Below are 25,757 nucleotides of genomic sequence, written 5' to 3'. Positions count from 1 at the left end.
TCCGTTGACCGGATAAATCTACGGGCTTTCATGCGCCCGGCGGAGACGGAAGCGACATGTCATGCGGCGATCACGGCGCTGTGAGCGATCCGCGGCGCCATGTCAGCCGGCGCGCTGCCTGTCCGTCGCCATGCGGTCGACGGCGAGATCACCCGCCGAGAGCACGACGCCGAATTTCTCCCTAGCCTGCTCCGGGGTGTAGTAGCCCAGCGCCACATCGCGCCGCACCTGATCGGCATCGCGCTCCCGCGGATCGCCATAGCCGCCGCCGCCCGGCGTGCCGACGCGCACCCGGTCGCCTGCCTTCAGCGGGATGTCCTGCTCCTTGGACAGATGCGGCGGCACATGCTGCTCGCCGCCACGGAAGACGGTCACGCTGTTGGGCTCGCCATCCCTACCGCCAAGGGCGCCTTGCGGCCCGAAACGGCCATGGTCCATGACGAAGGACGCGCGGGCTTCGCCGCGCAATATTTCGACCTCGTAGGCTAGGCCGAAACCGCCGCGATGCTTGCCGGCGCCGCCGGAGCCCTCGCGCAGCGCATAGTGGCGATAGAGCACCGGAAAGGCCTGCTCCATGATCTCGACCGGCGGCGACTTGGAAATGCCGATGGTCGAGCAGCCATTGGTCAGGCCGTCATGGCCCGCATTGCCGCCATAGCCGCCGCCCGAGATCTGGTACATCACATAGTCACGGCCGCGCGCGGGATCGCTGCCGCCGAGCGCGAAATTGCCGCTCGAGCCGGCGGGTGCGGCCGTCACCTTGTCGGGCAACGCCTGCACCATGGCCGCGAACACCGCCTCGGCGATGCGCTGCGAGACCTCGGCCGCGCAACCCGACACCGGGCGCGGATATCTGGCATCGAGAAAGGTGCCCTCGGGCTGTTTGACGACCAGGGGCTCGAAGGCACCGGCCGAGATCGGCACATCCGGGAAGATATGGCGCATGGCGAGGTAGACCGACGATAAGGTCGTCGCCAGCACGCTGTTCATCGGCCCCGAGCATGGTTTCGACGAGCCCGCGAAATCGAAGGTCAGCGTATCGCCCTTCTTCTCGACGGCGAGCGCGATGGTCAGCGGTTCGTCGACCACCCCGTCGGAATCGACGAAGGCTTTTGCGCGATAGGTGCCGTCGGGAATGGCCGCGATGTTGGCGCGCATCTGCTCGGCGGCGCGGCGGCGCAGTTCGGCAATCGCCTCGGTGACTGTTTCGTCTCCGTAACGATCCAGGATGCCGTTGAGCCTGTCCTGGCCGATCAGCAGTGCGGCGGCCTGCGCCCTGATGTCACCGATGCGCTGGTCGGCGACGCGGATGTTGGAACAGATGATGGCGTAGATTTCCGGATCGAGCACGCCCTTCTTGAACAGCTTTACCGGCGGCAGCCGCAAGCCTTCCTGCTCGACGGCGGTGGCGGACGCCGAGAAGCCGCCCGGCACCGAACCGCCGATATCGGGCCAGTGACCGGTGTTCGATAGCCAGCAAAATATCTTGCCGTCGCGGTAGACCGGCATGACGAAGCGCACGTCCATCAGATGTGTGCCGCCGAGATAGGGGTCGTTGACGATGTAGATGTCGCCCGGCTCCGGGGCGAGGCAGCGGCCGTCGGCGATCATCTCGATCACCGTCCTGGTCGAATACTGCATGACGCCGACGAACACCGGCAGGCCCTGGCTGCCTTGCGCGATCAGCGAACCGTCGACGGCGGAATAGATGCCGTCGGAACGGTCATTGGCCTCGGCGATGACAGGCGAGAAGGCGGCGCGCGAGAAGGTCAGATCCATCTCGTCGCAAACCTGCTGCAGGGCGGCCTGGAGGACCGAAAGCGTGATGGCATCGAGCTTTTGCATATCAATGTCGGGCATTTCAGGCCTCGCCAATGTCGATGATGATGTTGCCGTCGGCGTCCGAGCGGGCGCGGTCACCGGGTTCGAGCACGGTGGTCGCGTCCATCTGTTCGAGGATCGCCGGGCCTTCGATGACGGCGTCGAGCGGCAGCTTTTCGCGCACATATACCGGCGTGTCGTGCCATTGGCCTGCATACCAGACCGGCCTGATTTCACGCCGTGCTTCATCGAGCGTCCTTGCCCTTCCGGCCGGGTCGATCAGCCGCGACAGGTCGATCTGAGGGCGCACGCCGGTGACCGAGGTGTTGAGGTTGACGAGATTGGCGCGGATTTCCGGCAATTCCACCTTGAAACGGGCGAAGTAGGCTTTCTCGAACAGCGCCTGCAATTCGTGCCGGCTGACCGCCGAGGACGGCAGCGGCACGTTGATGATGTGGGTCTGGCCGACGAACTGCATGTCGGCGGAATGGGTGACGCGGATCGTTTCCGGCTTGACCGCCTCCTTGGCGATCAACTCCTCGCCTTCGTTTCGGTGCCGTTCCAATACCCGATAGAGCTGACTTTTATCGAGCATCGCCACCGGCTGATTGACGGTGTTGACAAAGTCGTGGCGCAGATCGGCGACGACACAGCCGAGCGCGTTGGTGATGCCGGGCCGCGCCGGCACCAGCACACGGGGCAGACCGAGTTCGCGGGCGAGCGCGGTGGCGTGCAGCGGACCGGCGCCGCCAAAGGCGAACAGCGCGAAATCGCGCGGGTCGTGGCCGCGCGACACCGAGACCATGCGGATGGCGCCGGCCATCTTGATGTTGCCGAGCCTGAGCACGGCGCCCGCCGCCTCGACGCCGGAGAGGCCGGTCGGCTTGCCGATCCTGGCCTCGAAAATGCCGGCGACGCGCTCCGACGTGACCGGATTGTCGACCGCCAGCAGCTTCTTCGGCGCCAGCCGGCCAAGCACCAGATTGGCGTCGGTGATGGTCGGCTCGGTGCCGCCGCGCCCGTAGCAGATCGGGCCGGGATTGGCGCCGGCGCTTTCCGGGCCGATCTGGATCAGGCCCGCCGCATCGACGCGGGCGATCGAACCGCCGCCGGCGCCGACCGTATGCACCGCCACCATCGGCACATGGATCGGCATGGCATATTCGATCTCGATCTCGTTGGAGACCGCCGGCTCGGCGTTGCGGATCAGCGCCACATCGGTTGAAGTGCCGCCCATGTCGTAGGTGACGAGGTTCTCGAAGCCGGCGCGCTTGCCGGTATAAGCGGCAGCGATGACGCCGGAGGCGGGGCCGGACATCACGGTCTTGGCCGATTCACGTGTGACGAAGCGGGCCGAGATCATGCCGCCATTGCCGTTCATGATCAGGAAGTCCCTGGCATAGCCTTTCGCGGCCAGTTCCGTGCGCAGCCGCTCGACATAGCGTTCCAGGATCGGCTGCACCGAGGCGTTGACCGAGGCAGTCACCCCGCGCTCGAATTCGCGCGCTTCCGACAGCAGCGCGTGGCCCGTGGTGATGTAGCCGTTCGGCCAGAATTCGGCAGCGATTTCGGCGGCACGCCGCTCATGCGAGGGGTTGGCGTAGGAATGCAGGAAATGGATGACCAGGGATTCGCAGCCGGCCGCGATCAGAGCCTGCACGGCATCGCGCATTTCGGTCTCGTCGAGCGGCGTGCGGATGGCGCCCGACGCCTCGACGCGTTCGGACACTTCCAGGCGCAGATTGCGCGGGATGACCGGAACGAAGGTGCCTGTCATGCCATAGGGCTGCGGCCGCGTGCGCCGGCCGAGCTCGATCACATCGCGAAAGCCGCGCGTCGTGATCATGCCGGTCCTGGCCAGCCGGCGCTCCAGCACCGCATTGGTGGTGGTGGTCGTGCCATGCACGATGAGGTCGATGCCGTCGACCGGAAAGCCGGTGGCGCCGAGCGCCGAGACGACGCCGAACGCCTGATTGTCGACCGTTGTCGGGGTCTTGGCCAGATACACCTTGCCACCGTCCTTGCCGTCGATCAGAAGCAGGTCGGTGAAGGTTCCGCCGACATCGATGCCGGCAACGACGCTGCCCAGGGAATCCGGCGGTTGCACCGAAAAATTCTCTTTCATTGTCGAAACCCGAAATGCTGGGACTACGGATATGCCGCAGTTTGGAAAGGTGTTTTACGACGGCATCTTGACGCAAATATCGTTTGTATACTAATAAATTCCCGACACAAGAGCTTACCGCTTCGGTAGCGTGCATGGCACGCCGGAACCTGAATGGTTCGGGCGCGCACGGGAAAGTTTGGCGCCCGCGTCTGTCATTGGGCGAGAAGGTTGGAATTGATGAACACCACGCCCGCGTTCAACACCGCTGAAGCCAAGCCTCTGGAATTCCCGATTCCGGCCAATGTCTATGCCGAGACCGTCGTCTCGGTGAAGCACTATACCGACCGGCTGTTCTCGTTCCGCATCACCCGTCCGCAGTCGCTGCGCTTCCGCTCCGGCGAATTCGTCATGATCGGCCTGCCCAATGCCGAGAAGCCGGTGTACCGCGCCTATTCCGTCGCCAGCCCTGCCTGGGACGAGGAGCTGGAATTCTTCTCGATCAAGGTGCCGGATGGTCCGCTGACCTCGGAATTGCAGAAGATCCAGGTCGGCGACACCGTCATCATGCGCCAGAAGTCGACCGGCACGCTGGTCGTCGACGCGCTGACCCCGGCCAAGCGCCTGTTCATGATCTCGACCGGCACCGGCATCGCGCCCTTCGCCAGCCTGCTGCGCGACCCCGACACCTATGAGAAATTCGACCAGCTGATCCTGACCCATACCTGCCGCGACAATGCCGAGCTGACTTACGGCCAGGAGCTGGTGGCGGCGCTCGAAAGCGACCCGCTGATTGGCGAACTGACCGCTGGGCGCGTCACGCTCTACAATTCGACGACCCGCGAGGAGTCGGCGCGCATGGGCCGCATCACGGCGCTGATCGGCTCGGGCAAGTTCTACAGCGATCTCGGCATCGAAAAGCTCGATCCCGAGACCGACCGCATCATGATCTGCGGCTCGATGCACATGCTGAAGGACGTCAAGGAACTGGCCGAAAGCCTCGGCTTCCAGGAAGGCTCGCTCAGCCATCCCTCGAGCTTCGTCGTCGAGCGCGCTTTCGTCGGCTGAGCCCAAGGCCGCCTGCGAAACTGCCGTCTTCGCGGCAAATGCAATACCGGGTCATGGGCGTCGCAACGACCGCGCCATGGCCAGCTTCCGGCGACCTGTCATCCTTCCCCTGTGGGGTCCCGACGGTCAGGCGAGCCAGCCCGACGCAAAGGCTTGTTTGCGGCGGGATCGCATCGACGCACCTCACGCGCTGCTGAACAAATCGTCATCAGATGACTCAATTGTAACCTGATCGGCGCCCCCATCCGCTGTATGGTCCCGCTGGCCGGCGAGACGTGATCGATCTCGCGATCACCTTGAAAGTCTTGCTTTTTTTGTAAGAGGCGGCGCCATGATGGTTTCCGTAACGCAGCAAAGCGCTGCCGGGCAGAAGCGGCGCGGGCGCGCCCGGGCCATCGTGCTGCTTGCCGCGATTTTCCTGTCGTTGGGCGGCTATGGGGTCTGGCGCGGCCATGCCGCCGCAGCCGCCAAATCGGCGCAACCCACGCCCAAGATCCCGGTCACCGTGGCCACCGTGCGCAAGAGCGATTTCCCGCTTTACCTCTATGGCCTGGGAACGGTCACGCCGCCGAACAGCGTCAGCATATCGAGCCGCGTCACCGGTGTCGTCACGCAGGTCCCTGTCGAGGAAGGCCAGATGGTCAGGCAGGGCGACCTGCTGGCCGAGATCGACCCGCGCCCGTACCAGGCGGTGCTCGACCAGGCGAAGGCCAAGCAGGCGGAGGACGAAGCGACGCTCAGCAATGCGCGGGTCGTGCTTGATCGCCTCTCCACGCTGCTCAAGAAGACGTTCGAGACGCAGCAGGATGTCGACAACCAGCAAGCGGTGGTCACCACCACCGCCGCCACGATCGAGGCCGACAAGGCGGCCGTCGAGGCGGCCCAGCTCAACCTCGACTTCACCAGCATCACCGCGCCGTTGACCGGCAAGACGAGCTTCCGCACCATCGACCCCGGCAACATCGTGCAGGCCGGCCAAAGCCCCGGCCTTTTCACGCTGGTGCAGCTTCAGCCCATCTATGTGTCGTTCACGCAGCCGCAGGACGAGGTCCCGGCCATCAACAAGGTTTTCGCCGCCGGCCCGGTTGCGATCGACACGCTGGGCACGGACATGAAGACAGTGCTTGCCAGCGGCAGGCTAGAGGCGGTGCAGAACGCGGTCGACCAGGCCTCGGGCACGATTTCGCTCAGGGCGACATTCGCGAACCAGAACAATGCGTTATGGCCTGGCCTGTCTGTCAACACCCGCATCCATATCGGCACGATGCCGGACGCGATCGTGGTGCCGGACGAGGCCGTCCAGCATGGTCCCGACGGCTTGTTCGCCTATGTCGTCGGCGACGACGGCACGGTCCGTCGCCAAACGATCAAGGCAGGCCCGTCGGATGACGGCGACACGGTCGTCAGCGACGGGTTGAACCCGGGGCAGCGCGTGGTGGTCGCCGGCCAGTACCGGGTGGTGGACGGGGCAAGCGTCGATGCCACGCCGGCCGCGGATGCCGGCCAACCGCAGCATGTGGGAGCCACACAGGGCGCCGCCGTGCAGACGAAAGGTCGGAGTTGATGGCTTCCGTCGGCATATCCACGCCCTTCATCCGCTACCCCATAGCGACGTCGCTGCTGATGGTCGGCGTGCTGTTCGTCGGTGTCGTTGCATATATGAACCTGCCGGTCGCGCCGATGCCGAGTGTCGACTTTCCGACGATCCAGGTGTCGACGAGCCTGGCGGGCGCTGATCCCGTCACAATGGCTTCGTCGGTCACCCAGCCGCTCGAGACGCAATTCGCACAGATCCCGGGCATTGCCGAAATGACGTCGAGCAGCCTGTCCGGCTCCAGCCAGATCACGCTGCAATTCGATCTCAACGTCGATATCGCCTCGGCCGCCGGACTGGTGCAATCGGCCATCAATGCCGCGGGCGGGCAATTGCCCAAGACCCTGCCCAATCCGCCGACCTACAGGGAGGTCAATCCGACCGATTCGCCGATCATGCTGATCGGGGCGAGCTCCTCCGACCTGCCGCTGACCACGGTGAGCGACGACGTCTACACCAAGCTCGCGCAGGTGATCAGCCATGTCGACGGCGTCGGCCAGGTGCTGGTCGGCGGCCAGCAGACGCCTTCGATCCGCGTCCAGCTCGATCCGGCCAAGCTCGCGGCAAGGGGCTTGTCGCTTGAGGCGGTGCGCACCCCGCTGTCGATCGGCACGGTCGACCTGCCCAAGGGCAATATCCAGGGCGAGGTGCGCTCCTTCACCATCTTCTCCAACGACCAGATGACCGCTGCACAAGACTGGAACAACGCCATCATCGCCTATCGCGACGGAGCGCCGGTGCGGGTCAAGGATGTCGGGCGCGCCGTGCTGGACGCGCAGGACTACACCCAGGCCGGCTGGGCCGACACGACACGCGGCGTCGTGCTGGTCATTTTCAAGGAACCCGGCGCCAACATCATCGACACGGTCGACAAGATCAAGGCGGAGCTGCCTATGCTGACCGCCTCGATGCCGGCCTCGCTGAAGCTGCAGGTGCTTTCCGACCGCACCCAGACCATCCGCGCTTCGGTGGCCGACGTGCAGTTCACGCTGATGCTCACCATCGCAATGGTGGTGATGGTGATCTTCCTGTTCCTGCGCAATGTCTGGGCGACGGCCATACCGGCCTTCACGGTGCCGCTTGCCCTGCTTGGCGCCTGCGGCCTGATGTGGCTTGCCGGCTACAGCATCGACAATCTGTCGCTGATGGCGCTGACGATCTCGATCGGCTTCGTCGTCGACGACGCGATCGTCATGCTGGAGAACATCGTCCGCTACATCGAGCACGGCGAGAAGCCGATGGATGCTGCATTCCGGGGCGCCAGCGAGATCGGCTTCACCATCCTGTCGATCTCGATTTCGCTGGTGGCGGTGCTGATCCCGCTGCTGCTGATGAGCGGCATCATCGGCCGCCTGTTCAAGGAGTTCGCCGTCACGCTGGCCATGACCATCCTGGTTTCGGCCTGCGTGTCGCTGACACTGACGCCGATGCTGGCGTCGCGTTTCATCAAGCCCGCCGCCGAGGAGTATCACGGCAGGCTCTATCGCTGGAGCGAGAGCGTCTTCGACGGGTTGCTGCGCGCCTATGAGCGCGGCCTCGACCGGGCGCTCGGGCATCGCTTCATCACGCTGCTGGTCTTCCTGGGCTGCGTGGCGCTGACCGGCTATTTCTTCACGCTCGTTCCGAGCGGCTTCTTCCCGCAGCAGGACACCGGCCTGATCTTCGGCCAGGTGATCGCCGGCCAGGACGTCTCGGTCGACCAGATGCGGTCCTATATGACGCAATTCGCCGGCATCGTCTCCAAGGATCCGGCGGTGGCGCATTTCGCGGCATCGATGGGCGGCACCGGAAACACGCAGAACACCGGCCGCATGTTCATCCAGCTGAAGCCCCGCGACGACCGCGATGCATCGGCCGACCAGGTGATCCGGCGGCTGCAGCCAAAGCTCTCGGTCGTTCAGGGCGCGCGCCTGTTCATGCAGGCCTCGCAGGACGTGCGCATCGGCGGCAAGCTGTCGGCCTCGCAATACCAGTATGTGCTGGAAAGCGGCGATCTCGACACGCTCAATCAATGGGCGCCACAGCTGTTGACGGCCTTGCAGCGGTTGCCTGAATTGCGCGACGTCTCGACCGACCAGATGAGTTCAGGCACGACGCTCACGCTGCAGGTCGACCGTGACCAGGCCGCCCGCTATGGCCTGACCGCCAACGACGTCGACAATACCCTCAACGACGCCTTCGGCCAGCGCCAGATCGCCCAGTATTTCACGCAGCTTTCGACCTATGACGTGATCCTGGAAGTGCTGCCGTCGCTACGCGGCGACCTCAAGGCGCTCGACCAGATCTATCTGACGACATCGAGCGGTTCGCAGGTACCACTCTCGGCGATCGCCAAATGGACGACGGCGCCGGTACAGCCGCTCGTCATCAACCATGAAGGCCAGTTTCCTTCGGTGACGATCAGCTTCAACCTGGCGCCCGGCGTGGCGCTGGGCCAGGCCACCGCCGCGATCGACAGGGCCGCCATGGAGATGCGGCTGCCGGCGACCGTCCAGACCAGCTATACCGGCACGGCGCAGGCGTTCCAGCAATCGCTTTCCTCGATACCGCTGCTCATCCTCGGCGCGCTGGTCGTGGTCTACCTGATCCTCGGCATCCTCTACGAAAGCTACATCCATCCGCTGACCATTCTCTCGACGCTGCCGTCGGCCGGGCTCGGCGCCTTGGGTACGCTGCTGGTCTTCCATATGGAGTTCAACCTGATCGGCCTGATCGGCGTCATCCTGCTCATCGGCATCGTCAAGAAGAACGGGATCATGATGGTCGACTTCGCCATCGCGGCCGAGAGGGACCAGCATCTCAGTTCCCTGGACTCGATCCGCCAGGCCTGCCTGCTGCGGTTCCGCCCGATCATGATGACCACCATGGTGTCGATGCTCGGCGCCCTGCCCCTGATGCTGGAAAACGGCACGGGCGCGGAAATCCGCCAGCCGCTCGGCTATACGATGTTCGGCGGACTGCTGGTCAGCCAGGCCCTGACGCTGTTCACCACGCCGGTGATCTATCTCTATCTGGACGATCTCTCGGGCTGGCTCACCTCCTGGCGCCGGCAGGAGCAGGACCAGGAAGAGCCCCGCCACGAGGCGGTTGAAATCAGCCCGCCGCGCGGCAAGCTGGCCGCCGAATAGGCCGGCGTCCGACAGGGACCTGTCTCAGGCTTGTGGCCTCGACCGGAACGATCGTGTAAGTGTTGCCGCAAACGAGAAAGGGCAGGAAATGAGCAACACGATCCGCGAGGCCGGCGCCGGTGCATCCAAGGTGATGCCACTGCCGGCACGCGCCGCCGCCAACACGCCGGTGCCGCTGGACCATCACATCGCGCGCAATCCCGGTCTCAAACTCGACCTCGGCTTCCTGGAATCGGTGCGCAGCGTCAACCGCTCGGCGCTGGAACGGCGCGTCGCCACGCTGACCAAGCGGCGCTCGATCAAGGCCGATAACCAGGCGGCGTGGCTGTTGCGGTCGATCGCCTGCATGGACCTGACGACGCTGAACTCCAACGACACCGAGGAACGCGTGCGCCGGCTCTGCGCCAAGGCGATCAACCCGCTGCGCCGCGACATCATGGAAGGCCTGGGCATCGCGGGCGAAACCATCCGGCCGGCGGCTGTCTGCGTCTACCATCCCTTCGTCGCCACCGCCGTCGACGCCGTGCGCGGCACCGGCATCCATGTCGCCGCCGTCTCCACCGCCTTCCCGCATGGGCTGGCGCCGCTGTCGACCCGGTTGCAGGAGATCGAGGCCTCGGTGCGCGACGGCGCCGACGAGATCGACGTCGTCATTCCGCGTGGCCTGGTGTTCGGCGCCAAATGGCGCGAACTCTACAACGAGATCGTCTCGATGCGCGCCGCCTGCGGTGACGCGCATCTGAAGGTGATCCTTGGCACTGGCGACCTCGCCACGCTGCGCAACGTCATGCTGGCCTCGATGGTGGCGATGATGGCGGGCGCCGATTTCATCAAGACGTCGACCGGCAAGGAAAGCGTCAATGCCACGCTGCCTGTCGGCCTAGCCATGGTGCGCGCCATCAGGGCCTATTTCGAAGAAACCGGCTATCTCATCGGCTTCAAGCCGGCCGGCGGCATTTCCACGGCCAAGGTCTCGCTCGACTGGCTGGTGCTGATGAAGGAAGAGCTCGGGCGGCCGTGGTTGGAACCGGAACTGTTCCGTTTCGGCGCGTCGAGCCTGCTGACCGACATCGAGCGCCAACTCGAGCATCACCTGACCGGCCATTATTCGGCCAATCATCGCCACGCTATGGCTTGAGGTAGGGCTTTGAACATCGAGCCCTGCGGCGCCAGAGCGCCTGCCGCGATAATCATCTGGAGGACCCCATGAACATTCTCGAACGTTATCACGCCATGGAATACGGTCCCGCACCAGAAGCCCGCAACGAGGCCGATGCGTGGCTGGCCGCGCGCGACTTCGGCAAGGCGCTGTTCATCGACGGCGGCTGGAAGACCGCTGCCGGCGGCAAGACCTTCGAGACCAGCGAACCGTCCTCCGGCAAGCTGCTGGCCAAGGTGTCCGACGCCAGTGCGGTCGACATCGACGCGGCGGTTGCCGCCGCCGCCAAGGCATTGCCGAAATGGAGCGCCAGTTCGGGCTACCAGCGTGCAAAAGTGCTCTACGCCATCGGCCGCGCCATGCAGCGCCACCAGAGGCTGTTCGCGGTGCTCGAATCGATCGACAACGGCAAGCCGATCCGCGAGAGCCGCGACATCGACGTGCCGCTGGCGATCCGCCATTTCATCCATCATGCCGGCTGGGCGCAGGCGCTGGACAGGGATTTTCCCGGCCATAAGGGCGTCGGCGTCGTCGGCCAGATCATCCCGTGGAATTTTCCGCTGCTGATGCTGGCCTGGAAGATCGCGCCGGCGCTCGCCGCGGGCTGCACGGTGGTGCTGAAGCCGGCGGAGTTCACACCGCTCACAGCCATCCTGTTCGCCGAGATCTGCGAACGCGCGGGTGTGCCGAAGGGCGTCGTCAACATCGTTCACGGCGGCCCGGAAGCGGGTGCGGCCATCGTCAATCATCCCGGCATCCAGAAGATCGCCTTCACCGGCTCATCCGAAGTCGGCAAGATCATCCGCAAGGCGACCGCCGGGTCGGGCAAGAAACTGTCGCTGGAGCTTGGCGGCAAATCAGCCTTCATCGTCTTCGAGGACGCCGATCTCGACAGCGCCGTCGAGGGTCTGGTCGACGGCATCTGGTTCAACCAGGGCCAGGTCTGCTGCGCCGGCTCGCGGCTTCTGGTGCAGGAAGGCATCGCCGATGCCTTCATCGCCAAGGTCAAGACGCGGATGAGCAGGCTCCGCGTCGGCAGTCCGCTCGACAAGAACACCGATATCGGCCCGCTGGTCGATCTGACCCAGCTCGACCGCGTCAAGGGACTGGTGGCCGAGGGCGCGAAACAAGGCGCAGTCTGCTGGCAGCCGGACGCGGCGCTGCCGTCGTCGGGCTATTACCACCTGCCGACGCTGGCCACAGGCGTTTCGCCGGCTAACATCCTGGCGCAGGAAGAAGTGTTCGGCCCGGTCCTCGCCACCATGACCTTCCGCAACACCGAGGAGGCGATCGAGCTTGCCAACAACACGCGCTATGGCCTTGCCGCCTCGGTGTGGAGCGAGAACGTCAACCTTGCCTTGCATGTGGCACCGCAGCTCAAGGCCGGCGTCGTGTGGGTCAATGGCACCAACATGTTCGACGCCGCCTGCGGCTTCGGCGGCTATCGCGAGAGCGGCTTCGGCCGCGAGGGCGGGCGCGAGGGCATGTTCGAATATCTGACGGCCAAATTGCCGCTCGGCCCTGTCATCAAGCCGGCGGCAACCGCCGCGCAGCCGCACGAGCAGGCGGACGGCTCGGCCATAGACCGCACCGCAAAGCTGTTCATCGGCGGCAAGCAGGTGCGCCCGGACGGCAATTACTCGCTTGGCATCGCCACCGCCAAGGGCAAGCTTGCGGGCGAGGTCGGGCTCGGCAACCGCAAGGACATACGCGATGCGGTCTCGGCCGCCCGCGGCGCCAAGGCCTGGCCGGAGGCGACGGCCTATAACAGGTCGCAGGTGCTTTATTACCTCGCCGAGAACCTTTCGGGCCGCGCCGACGAATTCGCCGCCCGTCTCGTCCAGCTCACCGGCGTGCCGGCCAAGGCCGCGCGCGAGGAGGTCGACCAGTCGATCGAACGGCTGTTCCTCTATGCCGGCCTTGCCGACAAGTTCGAGGGCCGCGTCCACCAGCCGCCGGCGCGCGCTGTCACGCTGGCGCTGCACGAGCCGGTCGGCGTCATCGGCATCGTGGCGCCCGACAATCAGCCCTTGCTCGGCTTCATCTCGCTGGTGGCGCCGGCACTTGCCATGGGCAACACGGTGGTCGCCGTGCCGTCCGAACGCCATCCGCTGCTTGCCACCGATCTCTACCAGGTGATCGAATATTCCGATGTGCCGGCCGGCGCCATCAACATCGTCACCGGCCGCAGCGCTGAATTGGCCGGCGTGCTGGCCAAGCATGACGATGTCGACGGGCTCTGGGTATTCGCCGACGCCGAGACCTGCGCCAAGGCGGAGGCCGACTCCATCGGCAATCTGAAGCGCGTCTGGACCGGCAATGGCCGCAGCCTCGACTGGGCCTCGGAGGAAGCTGCCGGCGATGCCTTGTTGCGCCGCGCCATCGAGGTCAAGAACGTCTGGGTGCCTTACGGCGACTGACATTTCCGTGCTGCCGCAATGGTGATCGTGTTCGGGCTTGACGCCCGGACACATGTTCTTTAACGAGAAAAAACATCTTTATCAGTGAACTGGCACAGGCCGCATGATCGCGCCTGAGTGGCACATGACGCCTTCGCCGGCCGCCGATAAAGCCAATCGACCCGAGGCAGGCGAGGAAAAGACATGGCGGATCTGGCAGGCAAGGTCGTTGTCATCACGGCAGCGGCACAAGGCATCGGCAAGGCAAGCGCGCTGGCCTTCGCCAAGGCTGGCGCCACCGTCCATGCCACCGACATCAACGAGACGCTGCTGGCCGAACTCGCCAAGACATCGGGAATCAAGACCCGCAAGGTCGATGTCCTCAATGACGAGGCGGTCAATGCCGCCTTTGCCGAGATCGGCCGCGTCGACGTGCTGTTCAACTGCGCCGGTTTCGTTCATTCGGGCTCGATCCTGGAGATGAAGGACGGCGATCTCGATTTCGCGCTGAACCTCAATGTCCGCGCCATGGTGCGCACCATCCGGGCGGTATTGCCCGGCATGCTGGAGCGCGGCGATGGCTCGATCATCAACATGGCCTCGCTGGCGAGCTCGACCAAGGGTGTGCCGAACCGCTTCGTGTATGGACTGAGCAAGGCGGCGGTCATCGGCCTGACCAAGGCGGTCGCGGCCGACTATGTCGGCAAGGGCATTCGCTGCAACGCCATCTGCCCCGGCACGGTCGAGAGCCCGTCGCTGCAGGACCGCATGCATGCACAAGGTGATTACGAGGCAGCCCGCGCGGCCTTCATCGCCCGCCAGCCGATGGGCCGGCTCGGCACGCCGGAGGAAATCGCCGACCTCGCCGTCTATCTGGCCGGCGCCACCTACACGTCGGGGCAGGCCTACAATATCGACGGCGGCTGGTCGATCTGACGGGGATCGGGAAGTCTGAAAATCCGCCTCGCCGGTGCGCAAAACGGGCTGTGCGCGCTTGTCGTGGAGCAGGCCGGTGGCTAGGGTCCGCGCGGTTCCGGAGCGGCTGACGCCTCGGCGGAGAGTTTGTAGAACGGCCGCGAGGCCGCAATCAGGAGAAGATGCATGAAACTGCTGCGCTATGGCGAGGTGGGGAGCGAACGTCCCGGCCTGCTCGATGCGGATGGAACGATCCGCGATCTCTCCGCCCATGTCGCCGACATTGCCGGCACGGTGCTGCATCCGGCCTCTCTGGACATGCTGTCCAAGCTCGACCCGAAGTCGCTGCCTGCCGTTTCCGGCAAGCCGCGCCTCGGCGCCTGCGTTGCCGGGACCGGCAAGTTCATCTGCATCGGCCTCAACTATTCCGATCATGCCGCCGAAACCGGCGCCACGGTGCCATCGGAGCCGATCATCTTCATGAAGGCAAGCTCGGCCATTGTCGGGCCCGACGATGACGTGCTGATCCCGCGCGGTTCTGAAAAGACCGACTGGGAGGTTGAACTCGCCGTGGTGATCGGCAAGACGGCAAAGTACGTCAGCGAGGCCGACGCGCTCGATTATGTCGCCGGCTATGCCGTCGCCCATGACGTGTCCGAACGCGCCTTCCAGGCCGAGCGCCAGGGCCAGTGGACCAAGGGCAAGAGCTGCGACACGTTCGGCCCGACCGGCCCGTGGCTGGTGACCAAGGACGAGGTGGCGGATCCGCAGAACCTGAAGATGTGGCTGACCGTCAACGGCAAGACGATGCAGAACGGCTCGACCAAGACCATGGTCTACGGCGTGAAGTATCTGGTCTCCTATCTCAGCCAGTTCATGTCGCTGCATCCGGGCGACATCATTTCCACCGGCACCCCGCCCGGCGTCGGGCTGGGCATGAAGCCGCCGGTGTTCCTGAAGGCGGATGACGTGGTGGAGCTCGGCATCGAAGGGCTCGGCCAGCAGAAGCAGACGTTCAAGGCCGACGTGTAAACTGCGGCAGTTCGTTCTTTCCTCTCCCCCGTCGATCGGGGGAGAGGAAAAGAAAAGTGCCCGCCTACTTCAGCACCTTCCCATCGGCCCCAAACCGATAGGTCTTCCCAGGCTCGGGCGTCGCATAAAGCGTTGCGCCCGGCTCGGCGTCATACACGCCGAAGATACGCACGGTGATCAAGCCGGCCTTCTCGCAATCGAGATAGAGATTGGTGTCGGCGCCGAGATGCTCGGCATGCACGACCGTGCCCTTCCAGGCGCCCGACTTCGGATCGACGGTCAGGTGCTCAGGCCGCACGCCGATGGTCTTGGCGGTCTCGCCCAGACGCGCGCCGTCGATGAAATTCATCTTGGGCGAACCGATGAAGCCGGCGACGAACTCGTTTGCCGGCGCATTGTAGAGCTCCATCGGGCCGCCGATCTGCTCGATTTTTCCAGCGTTGAGCACCACGATCTTGTCGGCGAGCGTCATCGCTTCGACCTGATCGTGGGTGACGTAGATCATCGTTGCCTTGAGCCGGCGGTGCAATTGCGCGATTTCCAGCCGTGTGTTGACGCGCAATGCCGCGTCGAGATTGGACAGCGGCTCGTCGAAGAGGAAAAGCTTGGGCTCGCGCACCACCGCGCGGCCGATGGCGACGCGCTGGCGCTGGCCGCCGGAGAGCTCGGCCGGCCGCCTTTCGAGATAGGGCTCCAGCGACAGCATGGACGAGGCGATGCCGATGCGCCGCTCGATCTCCGCCGCCGGCGTGTTCGCCTGCTTGAGGCCGAGGCCCATATTGTTCCTGACCGTCAGATGCGGATAGAGCGCATAGGTCTGGAACACCATGGCGATGCCGCGTTTTGCCGGCGGCGTGACCGAGACATCGGTGCCGTCGATCAGCACCCGGCCCGAGGTCGAATCCTCCAGTCCGGCGATGACGCGCAGCAGGGTCGACTTGCCGCAGCCGGACGGGCCGACGAAGACGACGAATTCGCCATCGGTCACTTCGAGGTCGATGCCCTTCAGCACCTCGACCGGCCCGAAGGCCTTCTTCACATTCTCGATCTTCAGCGAGCCCACGGCTTCGTTCCTGTTCTAGAGTTTCACGGCATTGCCGCTGCGCACGCTCTCGTCGGCGGCCAGGCAGACGGCGAGCGACTTCACCGCATCGTCCATGTGTTTGGTCAGATCGATGTCTTCGCGGATCGCCTTGAGGACGAAAGCCTGCTCCAGGTCGCAAAGGTCCTGGTGGCCGGGTTCGCCTTCCATCGACAGCATCTCGTCCGGCCTCGTGAACTTGCCGTCCGGCCCGGTTTCAGCGCTGTGCAGGCGGATGGTCGAAGTCTTGGTGTGGGTGTCGATGTCGTCGGACTTGACGCCTTCCTTCATGACGATCGACACACAGCCTTTCGGCGAGATGACATCCTTCACGAAGAAGGCGGTTTCCGAAATCATCGGGCCCCAGCCAGCTTCATACCAGCCGACAGAGCCGTCATCGAACATCACCTGCAGGTGGCCGTAATTGTACATTGTGGGCGCGACCTCTTCGGTCAGCCGCACGCCCATGCCGCGCACCTCGACAGGCCTGGCATCGGTGATCTGCAGCATGACGTCGAGGTAATGCACGCCGCAGTCGACGATCGGCGACGTCGTGCGCATCAACTGCTTGTGCGTCTCCCAGGTGTGGCCAGAGGATTGCTGGTTGAGGTTCATGCGGAAGACGTAGGGACCGCCCAGTTTCCGCGCTTCGGCGATCAGCCGGATCCAGGACGGGTGATGGCGTAGGATGTAGCCGATCACCAGTTTTTTGCCGTTGGCTTGTGCCGCGGCGACGACACGCTTCGCGTCGGCCACGGTCGTTGCCAGCGGCTTCTCGACGAAGACGTGGCAGCCGGCCTCGAATGCCTTCACCGCATAGTCGGCGTGGCTGTCGGAATAGGTGGCTATGCAGGCTACATCGGGTTTCTCGTCGCGCAACGCGTCGTCGAAGGAGTGCCTGATGCCATAGCCCGACAGCCCATCCGGCAGGGGCACGTCGGAACGGTTGACGAGAGCGGCGATCTCGAAGCCCGGATTGGTGTGATAGGCCAGCGCATGGCTGCGGCCCATATTGCCGAGCCCGGCGACGACGACACGAAGGGGTTTTTGCACGCTCACTTGACGGCTCCGGAGGTGATGCCGCGGATCAGCTGCCGCGAGAAGATGACGTAGAGGATCAGCACCGGCAGGATCGCCAGCGACAGTGCCGCCAGGATGGCGTTCCAGTTGGTCACGAACTGGCCGAGGAAAAGCTGGGCGCCGAGCGTCACCGTCTTGGTCTCCTCCGACGGCGCCAGGATCAGCGGGAACCAGAGATCGTTCCAGATCGGGATCATCGTGAAGACGGCGACCGTCGCCATCGACGGGCGCACCAGCGGCACCACCAGGCGGAAGAAGATGGTGTATTCCGACAGGCCGTCGATGCGCCCGGCGTTCTTCAGATCGTCGGAGACCTGCTTCATGAACTCCGACAGGATGAAGACGGCGAGCGGCAGGCCTTGCGCGGTATAGACCAGGATCAGCGCCGTCAGCGTGTTGACCAGCCCGCTCGCCACCATCAATTGCAGGATGGCGACGGTGGCGAGCCGGATCGGGATCATGATGCCGAGCGCCAGGTACAGCCCCATCAGCGTGTTGCCACGGAAGCGGTATTCCGACAGCGCGAAGGCGGCCATGGCGCCGAACAGGAGCACGAAGAACAGCGAGCCGACGGTAACGACGAGGCTGTTCTGGAAATAATGGAAGAAATCTCCCTGGCCGATCACGGTGGTGTAGCCGATCAGGTCGAAGGTTTTCGGCGTTGGCGGCGTCAGCGGCGCGCCGAAGATGCCGGCGCGGGATTTAAACGAATTCATCACCACCAGGATCACCGGGAACAGCGCGATCACCGTGTAGGTCAACAGGATCGCATGGGCGCCGATGGTGCGGGGCAGCGAACGGGTGGCGATGCTCATCTCTTGCCCCTCTAGAACTGATACCGACGCAGGCGCGTCTGGATGAGGAACAGGTAGACGCAGACACCGCCGAGGATGATCAGGAACATGATCGTGGCGATGGTCGCGCCCATATTGGGATCGCCGACCTGCAGCTGGAAACCGAAGAAGGCGCGATAGAGGAAGGTGCCGAGAATATCGGTCGAATAGTTCGGCCCGGCGAGCGCGCCCTGGGCGGTGTAGATCAGGTCGAAAGCGTTGAAATTGCCGACGAAGGTGAGGATCGAGATGATGCCGATCGACGGCAGGATCAGCGGCAGCTTGATCTTCCAGAACTGCGCCATGCCGGTAATGCCGTCGCATTCGGCCGCCTCGATCACCTCGTCGGGGATCGACAGCAGCGCGGCATAGATCAGCATCATCGGGATGCCGATGAACTGCCAGACCGACACCAGGCTGAGCGCGGTCAGCGCGTATTGTTCCTTGCCGAGCCAGGGCGTGAACAGGCTCTTGAGGCCGACGAAATCGAGCAGATGCGGCGCCACGCCCCAGAGCGGCGACAGGATCAGCTTCCAGGCGAAGCCGACGATGACGAAGGACAGGATGGTCGGCACGAAGATCGCGGTGCGGTAGAAGGCCGAGAAGCGCAGCTTCGGGCTGGATAGAAGCGCCGCCAGGAGCACACCGACCGGGTTCTGCACCAGCATGTGGATGATGAAGAACCAGACATTGTTGCGCAGCGCATTCCAGAAATTGACGGACCAGTTAGGGTCGCCGAACAGGGTGCGGAAATTGCCCAGACCGACGAAGACCTGTGACTGGTCGACGTTGCGGAACAGCGACAGCTGCAGCGTGCCGGCGAGCGGCAGAATCATGATCGCCGTGTAGACGAGCACCGCCGGCGCCAGGAAGACGGCAATATGCCAGCGGAACGGTCTTTTCGGTCGTGTTGGTGCGGCCATGAGTTCGGTCCCTGCCGTCTCTCGGTTCCAGTTGGTCGTGGTGCCAGATGATGCCTCGATGCATGGCGCAAACTCCCGCCGCATGCGGCAAGAGCAAGGCCTGCGACCGGTCAGCTAGCCTTCCCCATGGAAGCAAGGGTAAGGCCGAGAGGCAGTGCCGACAATCGCTATCTGAGTGGTTGCTGTTTTAAAGAACCGGCCGGGCACGTGCCCGGCCGGCTCCGTTGCCTGAGCTCTTACTTGGCCGGCTTGTACCAGCTGTCGAGACCGGTCTGCAGCTTCTTGGCCGCGGCTTCGGGCGTATCGGTGCCGTTGATGACGTTGGCCGATTCGACCCAGGTCTCGTTTTCGAGGTTCGGCGTGCCGCGCGACAGGATCTGATAGGTCGAGCGGATCGTCGACTTGCACTTGCCGCGCCAGGAGACGAATTCCTGCGCCAGCGGGTCTTCCATCTTCACCGGCGCGGAGTTCAGGCTGAAGAAGCCCGGCAGCGCGTTGGCGTAGATGGTGGCGAAATCAGCCGAGGCCACCCAGGACAGGAAGGTCTTGGCCGCGTCGGCATGCTTGGAGGCCGCGTTCAGGCCCATGCCGATGTCGGTATGGTCGGAGATGTAGCAGGTGTCACCGGCCTTCTCGACCGGCGGCGGGAAAGCGCCCATCTTGAACTGGGCCTGGGTGTTGAACAGGCCGATTTCCCACGAGCCGGCCGGGTAGATGGCGGCGCGGCCGAGCGTGAACAGGTTCTGGCTGTCCGGATAGGTCTGGGCCTCGAAGCCGTCGCCGAGATACGGCTTCCACTTGGCCAGTTCCTCATAAGGAGCGACCCAGTCCTTGTCGGTCAGCTTCTGCTCGCCCTTGATCAGCGCGGCGCGGCCGTCCTCGCCCTTCCAGTAGTTCGGGCCGATGTTCTGGTAGCCCATGGTCGCGGCTTCCCAGAGGTCCTTGGTGCCCATCGCCATCGGGATATAGGTGCCGTCGGCCTTGATCTTGTCGAGCGCGGCGAAGAACTCGTCGCGGGTTTCCGGCACCTTGATGCCGAGCTTGTCGAAGGCATCCTTGTTGTAGATGAAGCCGTGAATGACGGAAGCCATCGGCACGCAGAAGCTCGACTTGCCGTCATCGGTCTGCCAGGCGGACTTGGCGACCGGTGAGAAGTTCTCCATGCCGGGCAGCGAGGAGAGATCGGCGAGATTGCCCTTCTTGAACAGTTCGAGCGACTTGTCGAACGGGCGGCAGGTGATCAGGTCGCCCGCCGAGCCGGCAGCGAGCTTGGCGCCGAGTGCGGCGTCATATTCGGTCGGAGCCGATGGTGCGAACACCACCTTGATGCCGGGGTTCTTGGCTTCGAAGGCCGGGATGAGCTTGTCCTTCCAGATGGACAGGTCGTCGCCGCGCCAGCTTTCGATGTTGAGCGTTACGTCCTCGGCGTGAGCCAGCCCGGCGGAGCCGAGAATGCTTGTGCCCAGAAGCAGTGCCGTCAGTAGTTTCGTTGTCATGCTCAGTCTCCCTGTTGACCTTTTTCAGGTTCGGTTTTGATGAGAACCGGGGCTTTCGAGCCCTTGTTCCCCTCGCAAGCCCATTTCACCCCGATGGGGATGAAACAGGCTCTATTTCTTTGTTCGAGCATGATCTTTTCCGAAAAGCGGGTTCCACTTTTCGGGATCGTGCCCGAGCGCGGAAAGGGCGGGCCTCAGCTTCTGGCCCGCCTCTTCCAGTATCTTCTGCGCCGCGTCGGCGCTGTCGGCGCCGGCGGCGAGCAGAATGGCTGTCTTGACCGCGCCGCCGCTCTTCTCGAGCAGGCTGGCGGCCTCTTGCCTGTCGCGGCCGCTGACGGCGGCGACGATGCGCGCCGCGCGGTCGCGCAGCTTCATGTTGTCGGCCATGAGATTGACCATGTAGCCGTCATGCACATGGCCGAGATGGATGGCGGTCAGCGTCGACAGCATGTTGAGTGCGATCTTCTGCGCGGTGCCGGCGCCCATGCGGGTCGAGCCGGCAATGACCTCAGGCGGCGTTTCGAGCAGGATGGCGGTGTCGGCCCGCTTGAGCAGCGGCGTGTCGCGGTTGTTGGCGATGGCGATGGTGGCCGCGCCCCGCCGGCGTGCTTCCTCGACGGCGCGCACCGCGTAGGGTGTCGTGCCGCTGGCGGAAAGGGCGATCAGGCAATCGCCCTCGCCGATGCCGGCATCGGCAACCGCCGTCGCGGCCTCTTCCGTATCATCCTCGGGTCCGCCGGCCAGTGTCTTGAAAGCCTCGTCGCCGCCGGCGATCAGGATGGCGATGCGGTCACGCCGGATGCCGAACGTGCCGGGCAGTTCCAGCGCGTCGGCAAGAGCCATCAGCCCGGAGCTGCCTGCCGCCGCATAGGCGAGCTTGCCACCGCCGTTCAGGCTGCCGGCAATGATTTCGGCGGCCCTGGCAATGGCGGGAATGGCGTTGCGGACGGCCTTGGCGGCCTCGACCTGCGCATCGGCCAGCGCGCCAAGGATCGCTTCGGGAGCCTGGATATCCAGCCCCTCGGCTTTCCCATGCAGCGCTTCGGTGCGCGTTTCGGCCATCCCTGTTCCTCCAACTCAGAAAACAATACCAAAAAAATACCACTTGTCCACACTCATTAACGAAATCGTCGCCTGGGAATCGCTGTGCCGGCAAAATAATCAGGTTTTTCAATAGAATACGGCTTAATCTTTTTTAAAGACAAATTAAGCCTTGGCTATTGGTATTTTATTGGTATTATCAATCCGGAGGAGACATCGCGTGAAATTCGTGCTCGGCATCGATGGCGGCGGCACCAGCTGCAGGGCCGCCCTGGCAACGGCGGACGGCATCGTGCTCGGCCGCGCCAAAAGTGGCGCCGCCAACATCCGAACCGACCTCACAGGCGCGCGCGCCAACATCGTCGACGCGGCGCGGCAGGCTTTCATCGCGTCCGGGCAAGACCCGGAGCTGATCCCGCGGACACCGGCCATTCTCGGCCTTGCCGGCGCCAATGTCGGCACCTATCGGCAGCAGCTCGAGGCCGTCCTGCCGTTCAGCATCAGCCGCGTCGAGACCGACGCCGAGATCGCGCTGGAGGGCGCGGTTGGGCCCAGTGACGGCGCCATGGCGATCCTGGGCACCGGCACCGCCTATATGGCTCGCAAGGACGGCAAATCGCGCGCCATCGGCGGCTGGGGCTTCCAGGTCGGCGACCAGGGCAGCGGCGCCCGCATCGGCCGCGACCTTCTGGAGCAGACACTGCTCGCGCATGACGGCGTGCGCCGGGCCTCGCCGCTGACCGACAGCATGATGGCTGTTTTCCGCAACAATCCCGAGGACGTGGTCGAGTTCACCACCAACGCCAAGCCCGGCGATTTCGGTGGCTTCGCGCCGAAAGTGTTCGAGCACGCCGAAAAAGGCGACATCGTCGCCAACTGGATCCTCGACAAGGCGGTCGCCGACGTCGAGGCCTCGCTCGGCGCGCTAGACCTCGCCGCCGGTGCACCGCTCTGCCTGCTCGGCGGGCTGGCGCCGCTTTATGCGCCGCGCCTGTCGGCGCGCTACCGCGCCCTTTTGAAGGAGCCGCTCGACGACGCGCTCGGCGGCGCCGTGCAGATGGCGGCGCGCCTCTTCGCCGGACATTCGGAGGCCGCGCGATGAGCGATGCCGCCGACCAGATTTTCGCCGCGCTCAGGCAATCCTCGCAAAGCGGCGCGCCGCTTTACCTGCAGCTCAGGAAGAGCATCGAGGACGCCGTCAATCGCGGCCTGATCGGCCCGGGCGACGCGCTGCCCTCCGAGCGCGACATCGCCACCAAGGCCGATATTTCGCGCGTCACCGTGCGCAAGGCGGTGCAGGACCTGGTCAAGGGCGGCATCCTGGTGCAGCGCCATGGCTCCGGCACGTTCGTGGCGCCCCGCATGGAGCGCGTCGAGCAGTCGCTGTCGCGGCTGACCTCGTTTACCGAAGACATGGCGCGGCGCGGCATGGCGGTGCGCTCGGCATGGCTCGACCGCGGCCTCTACGCGCCTTCGCCCGACGAGATGATGGTGCTCGGCCTGTCGTCGAGCGAACTGGTGGCGCGCGTGGCGCGCCTGCGCATCGCCAACGACACGCCGCTAGCGATCGAGCGCGCCTCGCTGTCGGCGAGCGTGCTGCCCGACCCGGCCGGCATCGGCTCCTCGCTCTACGCGGCGCTTGGACAGACCGGCAACCGGCCGGTGCGGGCGGTGCAGCGCATCTCGGCCGCCAATCTCGGCGAGGGCGATGCGCGCCTGCTCGAAGTGCCGCCCGGCATTGCCGGCCTGCATATCGAGCGTATTTCCTATCTGGCGAGCGGCAAGGTGATCGAATTCACCCGCTCCATCTACCGGGGCGACGCCTATGATTTCGTCGCTGAACTGCGGCTGACAGGGCCGAGCGAAGAGGGCCGACCATGATCGCGAACACCACCCACATGCAGCGCGAGATCGAGGAGATCCCGCAGGCCGTCGCCCGCCTGCTTGACGGCTCCGGCGTGGTGCTGGCCGAAGCCGGGCGCGGCATAAGGGAACGCGACCCGCATTTCGTCGTCACCGTGGCGCGCGGCTCGTCCGACCATGCCGCCACCTTCATGAAATATGCCGTCGAACTGACCGCCGGCCTTGCCGTCGCCTCGGTCGGTCCCTCCATCGCTTCGATCTATGCCCGCAAGCTCAGGCTCGGCGGCTCGGCGTGCCTGGCGATCTCGCAGTCCGGCAAGAGCCCCGACATCGTCGCCATGGCCGAAACCGCACGGGCCGGCGGCGCGTTGACCATCGCCGTCACCAACACCGCCGATTCGCCGCTCGCGCGAGCTTCGGACTTCGCCATCGACATCCTCGCCGGACCGGAGCGCAGTGTCGCGGCAACCAAGACCTTCATCAATTCCGCCGTTGCCGGCCTTGCCCTGATGGCGCATTCGACCGGCGACGACGCGCTGCTGGCCGCGCTCGCCCGCCTGCCCGAACATTTCGGCAAGGCGATCGCCTGCGACTGGATGAGCGTGCTGGCCGAGACGATCGAGAAGCAGAAATCGCTGTTCATCCTTGGCCGTGGTCCGTCCGCGGCGATGGCCAACGAGGCGGCGCTGAAATTCAAGGAGACCTGCGGCATGCATGCCGAGGCCTATAGCGCCGCAGAAGTCATGCACGGTCCGCTGGCGCTGATCGGCCCCGATTTTCCGGTGCTGGCGCTGGCCGCGCGCGATGCGTCCGAGCCTTCCATCGCCGAAGCCGCCGACAGCCTGGCCGCCAAGGGCGCGCCGGTTTTCGTCACCTCGGCGCTCGCCAATCGCGCCACGCGGCTGCCGCATGTCGCCACCGGCCATCCGCTGACCGACCCGCTGACACTGATCGTTTCGTTCTACATGTTCGTCGAGGCCTTTGCCCGCCATCGCGGCCTCGATCCGGACGCGCCGCGCAACCTTCGCAAGGTGACGGAGACCGTATGAGCGACCGTTTCGCCCTGACCGGCGCCCGCATCTTCGACGGCGATGACTGGCATGACGGTGCCGCCCTTGTCGTGCGCGGCGGCCTCGTCGAGGCCATCCTGCCGCAAGGCGCGATCGCCGGAGACATTCGCTCCGTCGACCTGAGGGGCGGCATGCTGGTGCCGGGCTTCGTCGACATTCAGGTCAATGGCGGTGGCGGCGTCATGCTCAACGACCATCCCGACGTCGCCTCGATCGAAACCATCTGCCGGGCGCACGCCCCCTTCGGCACGACCGCGTTGTTGCCGACGCTGATCACCGATACGCCTGAGATCACCGCCGCCGCGATCGCCGCCGGCGAGGCCGCGACCCTGCGGAAAGTGCCGGGATTTCTCGGCCTGCATCTGGAAGGTCCGCATCTGTCGATCGCACGCAAGGGCGCGCACGATCCAGCATTGATCCGGCCGATGACGGATGCCGACCAGGCCATGCTGATCGCGGCGCGGGACAAGCTGCCCGTGCTACTCACCACCATCGCGCCCGAATCCGTCGAGCCGGCCCGCGTCACCGCATTGGCCAAGGCAGGGATAATCGTCAGCCTCGGCCATTCCGACACTGGCTATGCCACGGCGGAAACCTTCGCCGGGGCGGGCGCCAGCGTCGTCACACATCTGTTCAACGCCATGAGCCAGATCGGCAATCGCGAGCCGGGGCTCGCCGGCGCGGCCGTCGACATCGGCGCCTTGTCGGCCGGGCTGATCGCCGACGGCATCCATGTCCATCCGGCCACGATCAGGATCGCGCTCGATGCCAAGCAGGGGCCGGGCAGGATCGTGCTGGTGACCGACGCGATGGCGACAATCGGCACCGACATGACCTCGTTCACCCTCAACGGCCGCATCATCTACCGCAAGGACGGCAGCCTGCGCCTCGCCGACGGCACGCTGGCCGGCGCCGACCTCGACATGATCTCGGCCATCCGCTTCATGCACCGGATCGTCGGGGTCGAGCTCTCCGAGGCCTTGCGCATGGCCTCGCTCTATCCGGCGCAGGCGATCGGCCAGTCGCACCGGCTCGGGCGCTTCGCCAATGGTACGGCGGCGGACATCGTTGCGCTGTCGGACGATCTTGGCATAGGAAGCGTCTGGATCGGCGGCGACAAGGTGTTCGGGGCTGTCGCTTCACGCTGAAA

The 25,757-nt window shown here is 64.9% G+C and carries 19 protein-coding genes; 11 read left to right on the top strand and 8 right to left on the bottom strand.

Translation table 11 applies throughout. The annotated features are described in order from the left end of the window. Positions 1-102: 102 nt before the first annotated feature. Positions 103-1,845, bottom strand: coding sequence for a hydantoinase B/oxoprolinase family protein (locus tag FJ967_RS20005; protein WP_140733589.1), 1,743 nt, complete (start codon positions 1,843-1,845; stop codon positions 103-105). A 16-nt stretch (positions 1,846-1,861) separates the two neighbouring features. After that, complete coding sequence (locus tag FJ967_RS20000; protein ID WP_140733548.1) at positions 1,862-3,946, bottom strand: hydantoinase/oxoprolinase family protein; 2,085 nt, start codon at positions 3,944-3,946, stop codon at positions 1,862-1,864. A gap of 219 nt (positions 3,947-4,165) precedes the next feature. Between FJ967_RS20000 and FJ967_RS19995 the strand changes: the two genes are divergently transcribed. The 7 genes from FJ967_RS19995 (at position 4,166) to FJ967_RS19965 (ending at position 15,220) form a co-directional block, all read left to right on the top strand. Continuing rightward, the gene (locus tag FJ967_RS19995) at positions 4,166-4,993 is read left to right on the top strand and encodes a ferredoxin--NADP reductase (RefSeq protein ID WP_140733547.1); all 828 of its coding nucleotides are present in this window, start codon (positions 4,166-4,168) and stop codon (positions 4,991-4,993) included. 331 nt (positions 4,994-5,324) lie between these two features. Beyond that, the gene (locus FJ967_RS19990) at positions 5,325-6,557 is read left to right on the top strand and encodes an efflux RND transporter periplasmic adaptor subunit (RefSeq protein WP_246675319.1); all 1,233 of its coding nucleotides are present in this window, start codon (positions 5,325-5,327) and stop codon (positions 6,555-6,557) included. After that, positions 6,557-9,715 carry an efflux RND transporter permease subunit gene (locus tag FJ967_RS19985; RefSeq protein ID WP_140733546.1) on the top strand — a complete coding sequence of 1,053 codons (3,159 nt, stop codon included), beginning with the start codon at positions 6,557-6,559 and terminating at the stop codon, positions 9,713-9,715. The genes FJ967_RS19990 and FJ967_RS19985 overlap by 1 nt, the downstream gene beginning before the upstream one ends. An 88-nt stretch (positions 9,716-9,803) precedes the next feature. After that, complete coding sequence (gene deoC, locus FJ967_RS19980) at positions 9,804-10,853, top strand: deoxyribose-phosphate aldolase (RefSeq protein WP_140733545.1); 1,050 nt, start codon at positions 9,804-9,806, stop codon at positions 10,851-10,853. A gap of 68 nt (positions 10,854-10,921) precedes the next feature. Next, the gene (locus FJ967_RS19975) at positions 10,922-13,294 is read left to right on the top strand and encodes an aldehyde dehydrogenase family protein (RefSeq protein WP_140733544.1); all 2,373 of its coding nucleotides are present in this window, start codon (positions 10,922-10,924) and stop codon (positions 13,292-13,294) included. 183 nt (positions 13,295-13,477) lie between these two features. Then, positions 13,478-14,209, top strand: coding sequence for an SDR family oxidoreductase (locus FJ967_RS19970; RefSeq protein WP_140733543.1), 732 nt, complete (start codon positions 13,478-13,480; stop codon positions 14,207-14,209). 165 nt (positions 14,210-14,374) lie between these two features. Further along, on the top strand, positions 14,375-15,220 hold the full coding sequence (locus FJ967_RS19965; RefSeq protein WP_140733542.1) for a fumarylacetoacetate hydrolase family protein: 846 nt from the start codon (positions 14,375-14,377) through the stop codon (positions 15,218-15,220). A 64-nt stretch (positions 15,221-15,284) separates the two neighbouring features. Here FJ967_RS19965 and FJ967_RS19960 read toward each other — a convergent pair whose 3' ends face one another. From FJ967_RS19960 to FJ967_RS19935, 6 genes are all read right to left on the bottom strand, one after another. Beyond that, complete coding sequence (locus FJ967_RS19960; RefSeq protein WP_140733541.1) at positions 15,285-16,283, bottom strand: ABC transporter ATP-binding protein; 999 nt, start codon at positions 16,281-16,283, stop codon at positions 15,285-15,287. A gap of 15 nt (positions 16,284-16,298) precedes the next feature. Continuing rightward, on the bottom strand, positions 16,299-17,360 hold the full coding sequence (locus tag FJ967_RS19955) for a Gfo/Idh/MocA family oxidoreductase (protein WP_181176018.1): 1,062 nt from the start codon (positions 17,358-17,360) through the stop codon (positions 16,299-16,301). Beyond that, positions 17,357-18,196, bottom strand: coding sequence for a carbohydrate ABC transporter permease (locus FJ967_RS19950; protein ID WP_140733540.1), 840 nt, complete (start codon positions 18,194-18,196; stop codon positions 17,357-17,359). The genes FJ967_RS19955 and FJ967_RS19950 overlap by 4 nt, the downstream gene beginning before the upstream one ends. 11 nt (positions 18,197-18,207) lie before the next feature. Next, the gene (locus FJ967_RS19945; protein WP_140733539.1) at positions 18,208-19,137 is read right to left on the bottom strand and encodes a sugar ABC transporter permease; all 930 of its coding nucleotides are present in this window, start codon (positions 19,135-19,137) and stop codon (positions 18,208-18,210) included. A gap of 236 nt (positions 19,138-19,373) precedes the next feature. Beyond that, the gene (locus FJ967_RS19940; RefSeq protein WP_140733538.1) at positions 19,374-20,633 is read right to left on the bottom strand and encodes an ABC transporter substrate-binding protein; all 1,260 of its coding nucleotides are present in this window, start codon (positions 20,631-20,633) and stop codon (positions 19,374-19,376) included. A 111-nt stretch (positions 20,634-20,744) separates the two neighbouring features. Then, positions 20,745-21,695 (bottom strand): N-acetylmuramic acid 6-phosphate etherase, encoded by a 951-nt coding sequence (locus FJ967_RS19935; protein WP_181176016.1) that lies wholly within the window; start codon positions 21,693-21,695, stop codon positions 20,745-20,747. Positions 21,696-21,894: 199 nt separating this feature from the next. On the opposite strand from FJ967_RS19935, the gene FJ967_RS19930 reads away from it, so the two are divergent. The 4 genes from FJ967_RS19930 to nagA are packed head-to-tail and all read left to right on the top strand — an operon-like array spanning position 21,895 to position 25,755. After that, positions 21,895-22,776, top strand: coding sequence for an N-acetylglucosamine kinase (locus FJ967_RS19930; protein ID WP_140733537.1), 882 nt, complete (start codon positions 21,895-21,897; stop codon positions 22,774-22,776). After that, a complete protein-coding gene (locus tag FJ967_RS19925) occupies positions 22,773-23,555 on the top strand; it encodes a GntR family transcriptional regulator (RefSeq protein ID WP_140733536.1) in 783 nt (260 codons plus the stop codon). Before FJ967_RS19930 ends, FJ967_RS19925 begins: the two co-directional genes overlap by 4 nt. Further along, a complete protein-coding gene (locus FJ967_RS19920) occupies positions 23,552-24,586 on the top strand; it encodes an SIS domain-containing protein (protein WP_140733535.1) in 1,035 nt (344 codons plus the stop codon). The genes FJ967_RS19925 and FJ967_RS19920 overlap by 4 nt, the downstream gene beginning before the upstream one ends. After that, on the top strand, positions 24,583-25,755 hold the full coding sequence (nagA, locus tag FJ967_RS19915; RefSeq protein WP_140733534.1) for an N-acetylglucosamine-6-phosphate deacetylase: 1,173 nt from the start codon (positions 24,583-24,585) through the stop codon (positions 25,753-25,755). Before FJ967_RS19920 ends, nagA begins: the two co-directional genes overlap by 4 nt. Positions 25,756-25,757: the final 2 nt, after the last annotated feature.

The organism is Mesorhizobium sp. B2-3-4 (assembly GCF_006442315.1).
GTDB lineage: Bacteria > Pseudomonadota > Alphaproteobacteria > Rhizobiales > Rhizobiaceae > Mesorhizobium.
The sequence above is the reverse complement of the archived record's forward strand: the minus strand, read 5'-3'. Positions and strand labels throughout refer to the sequence as shown.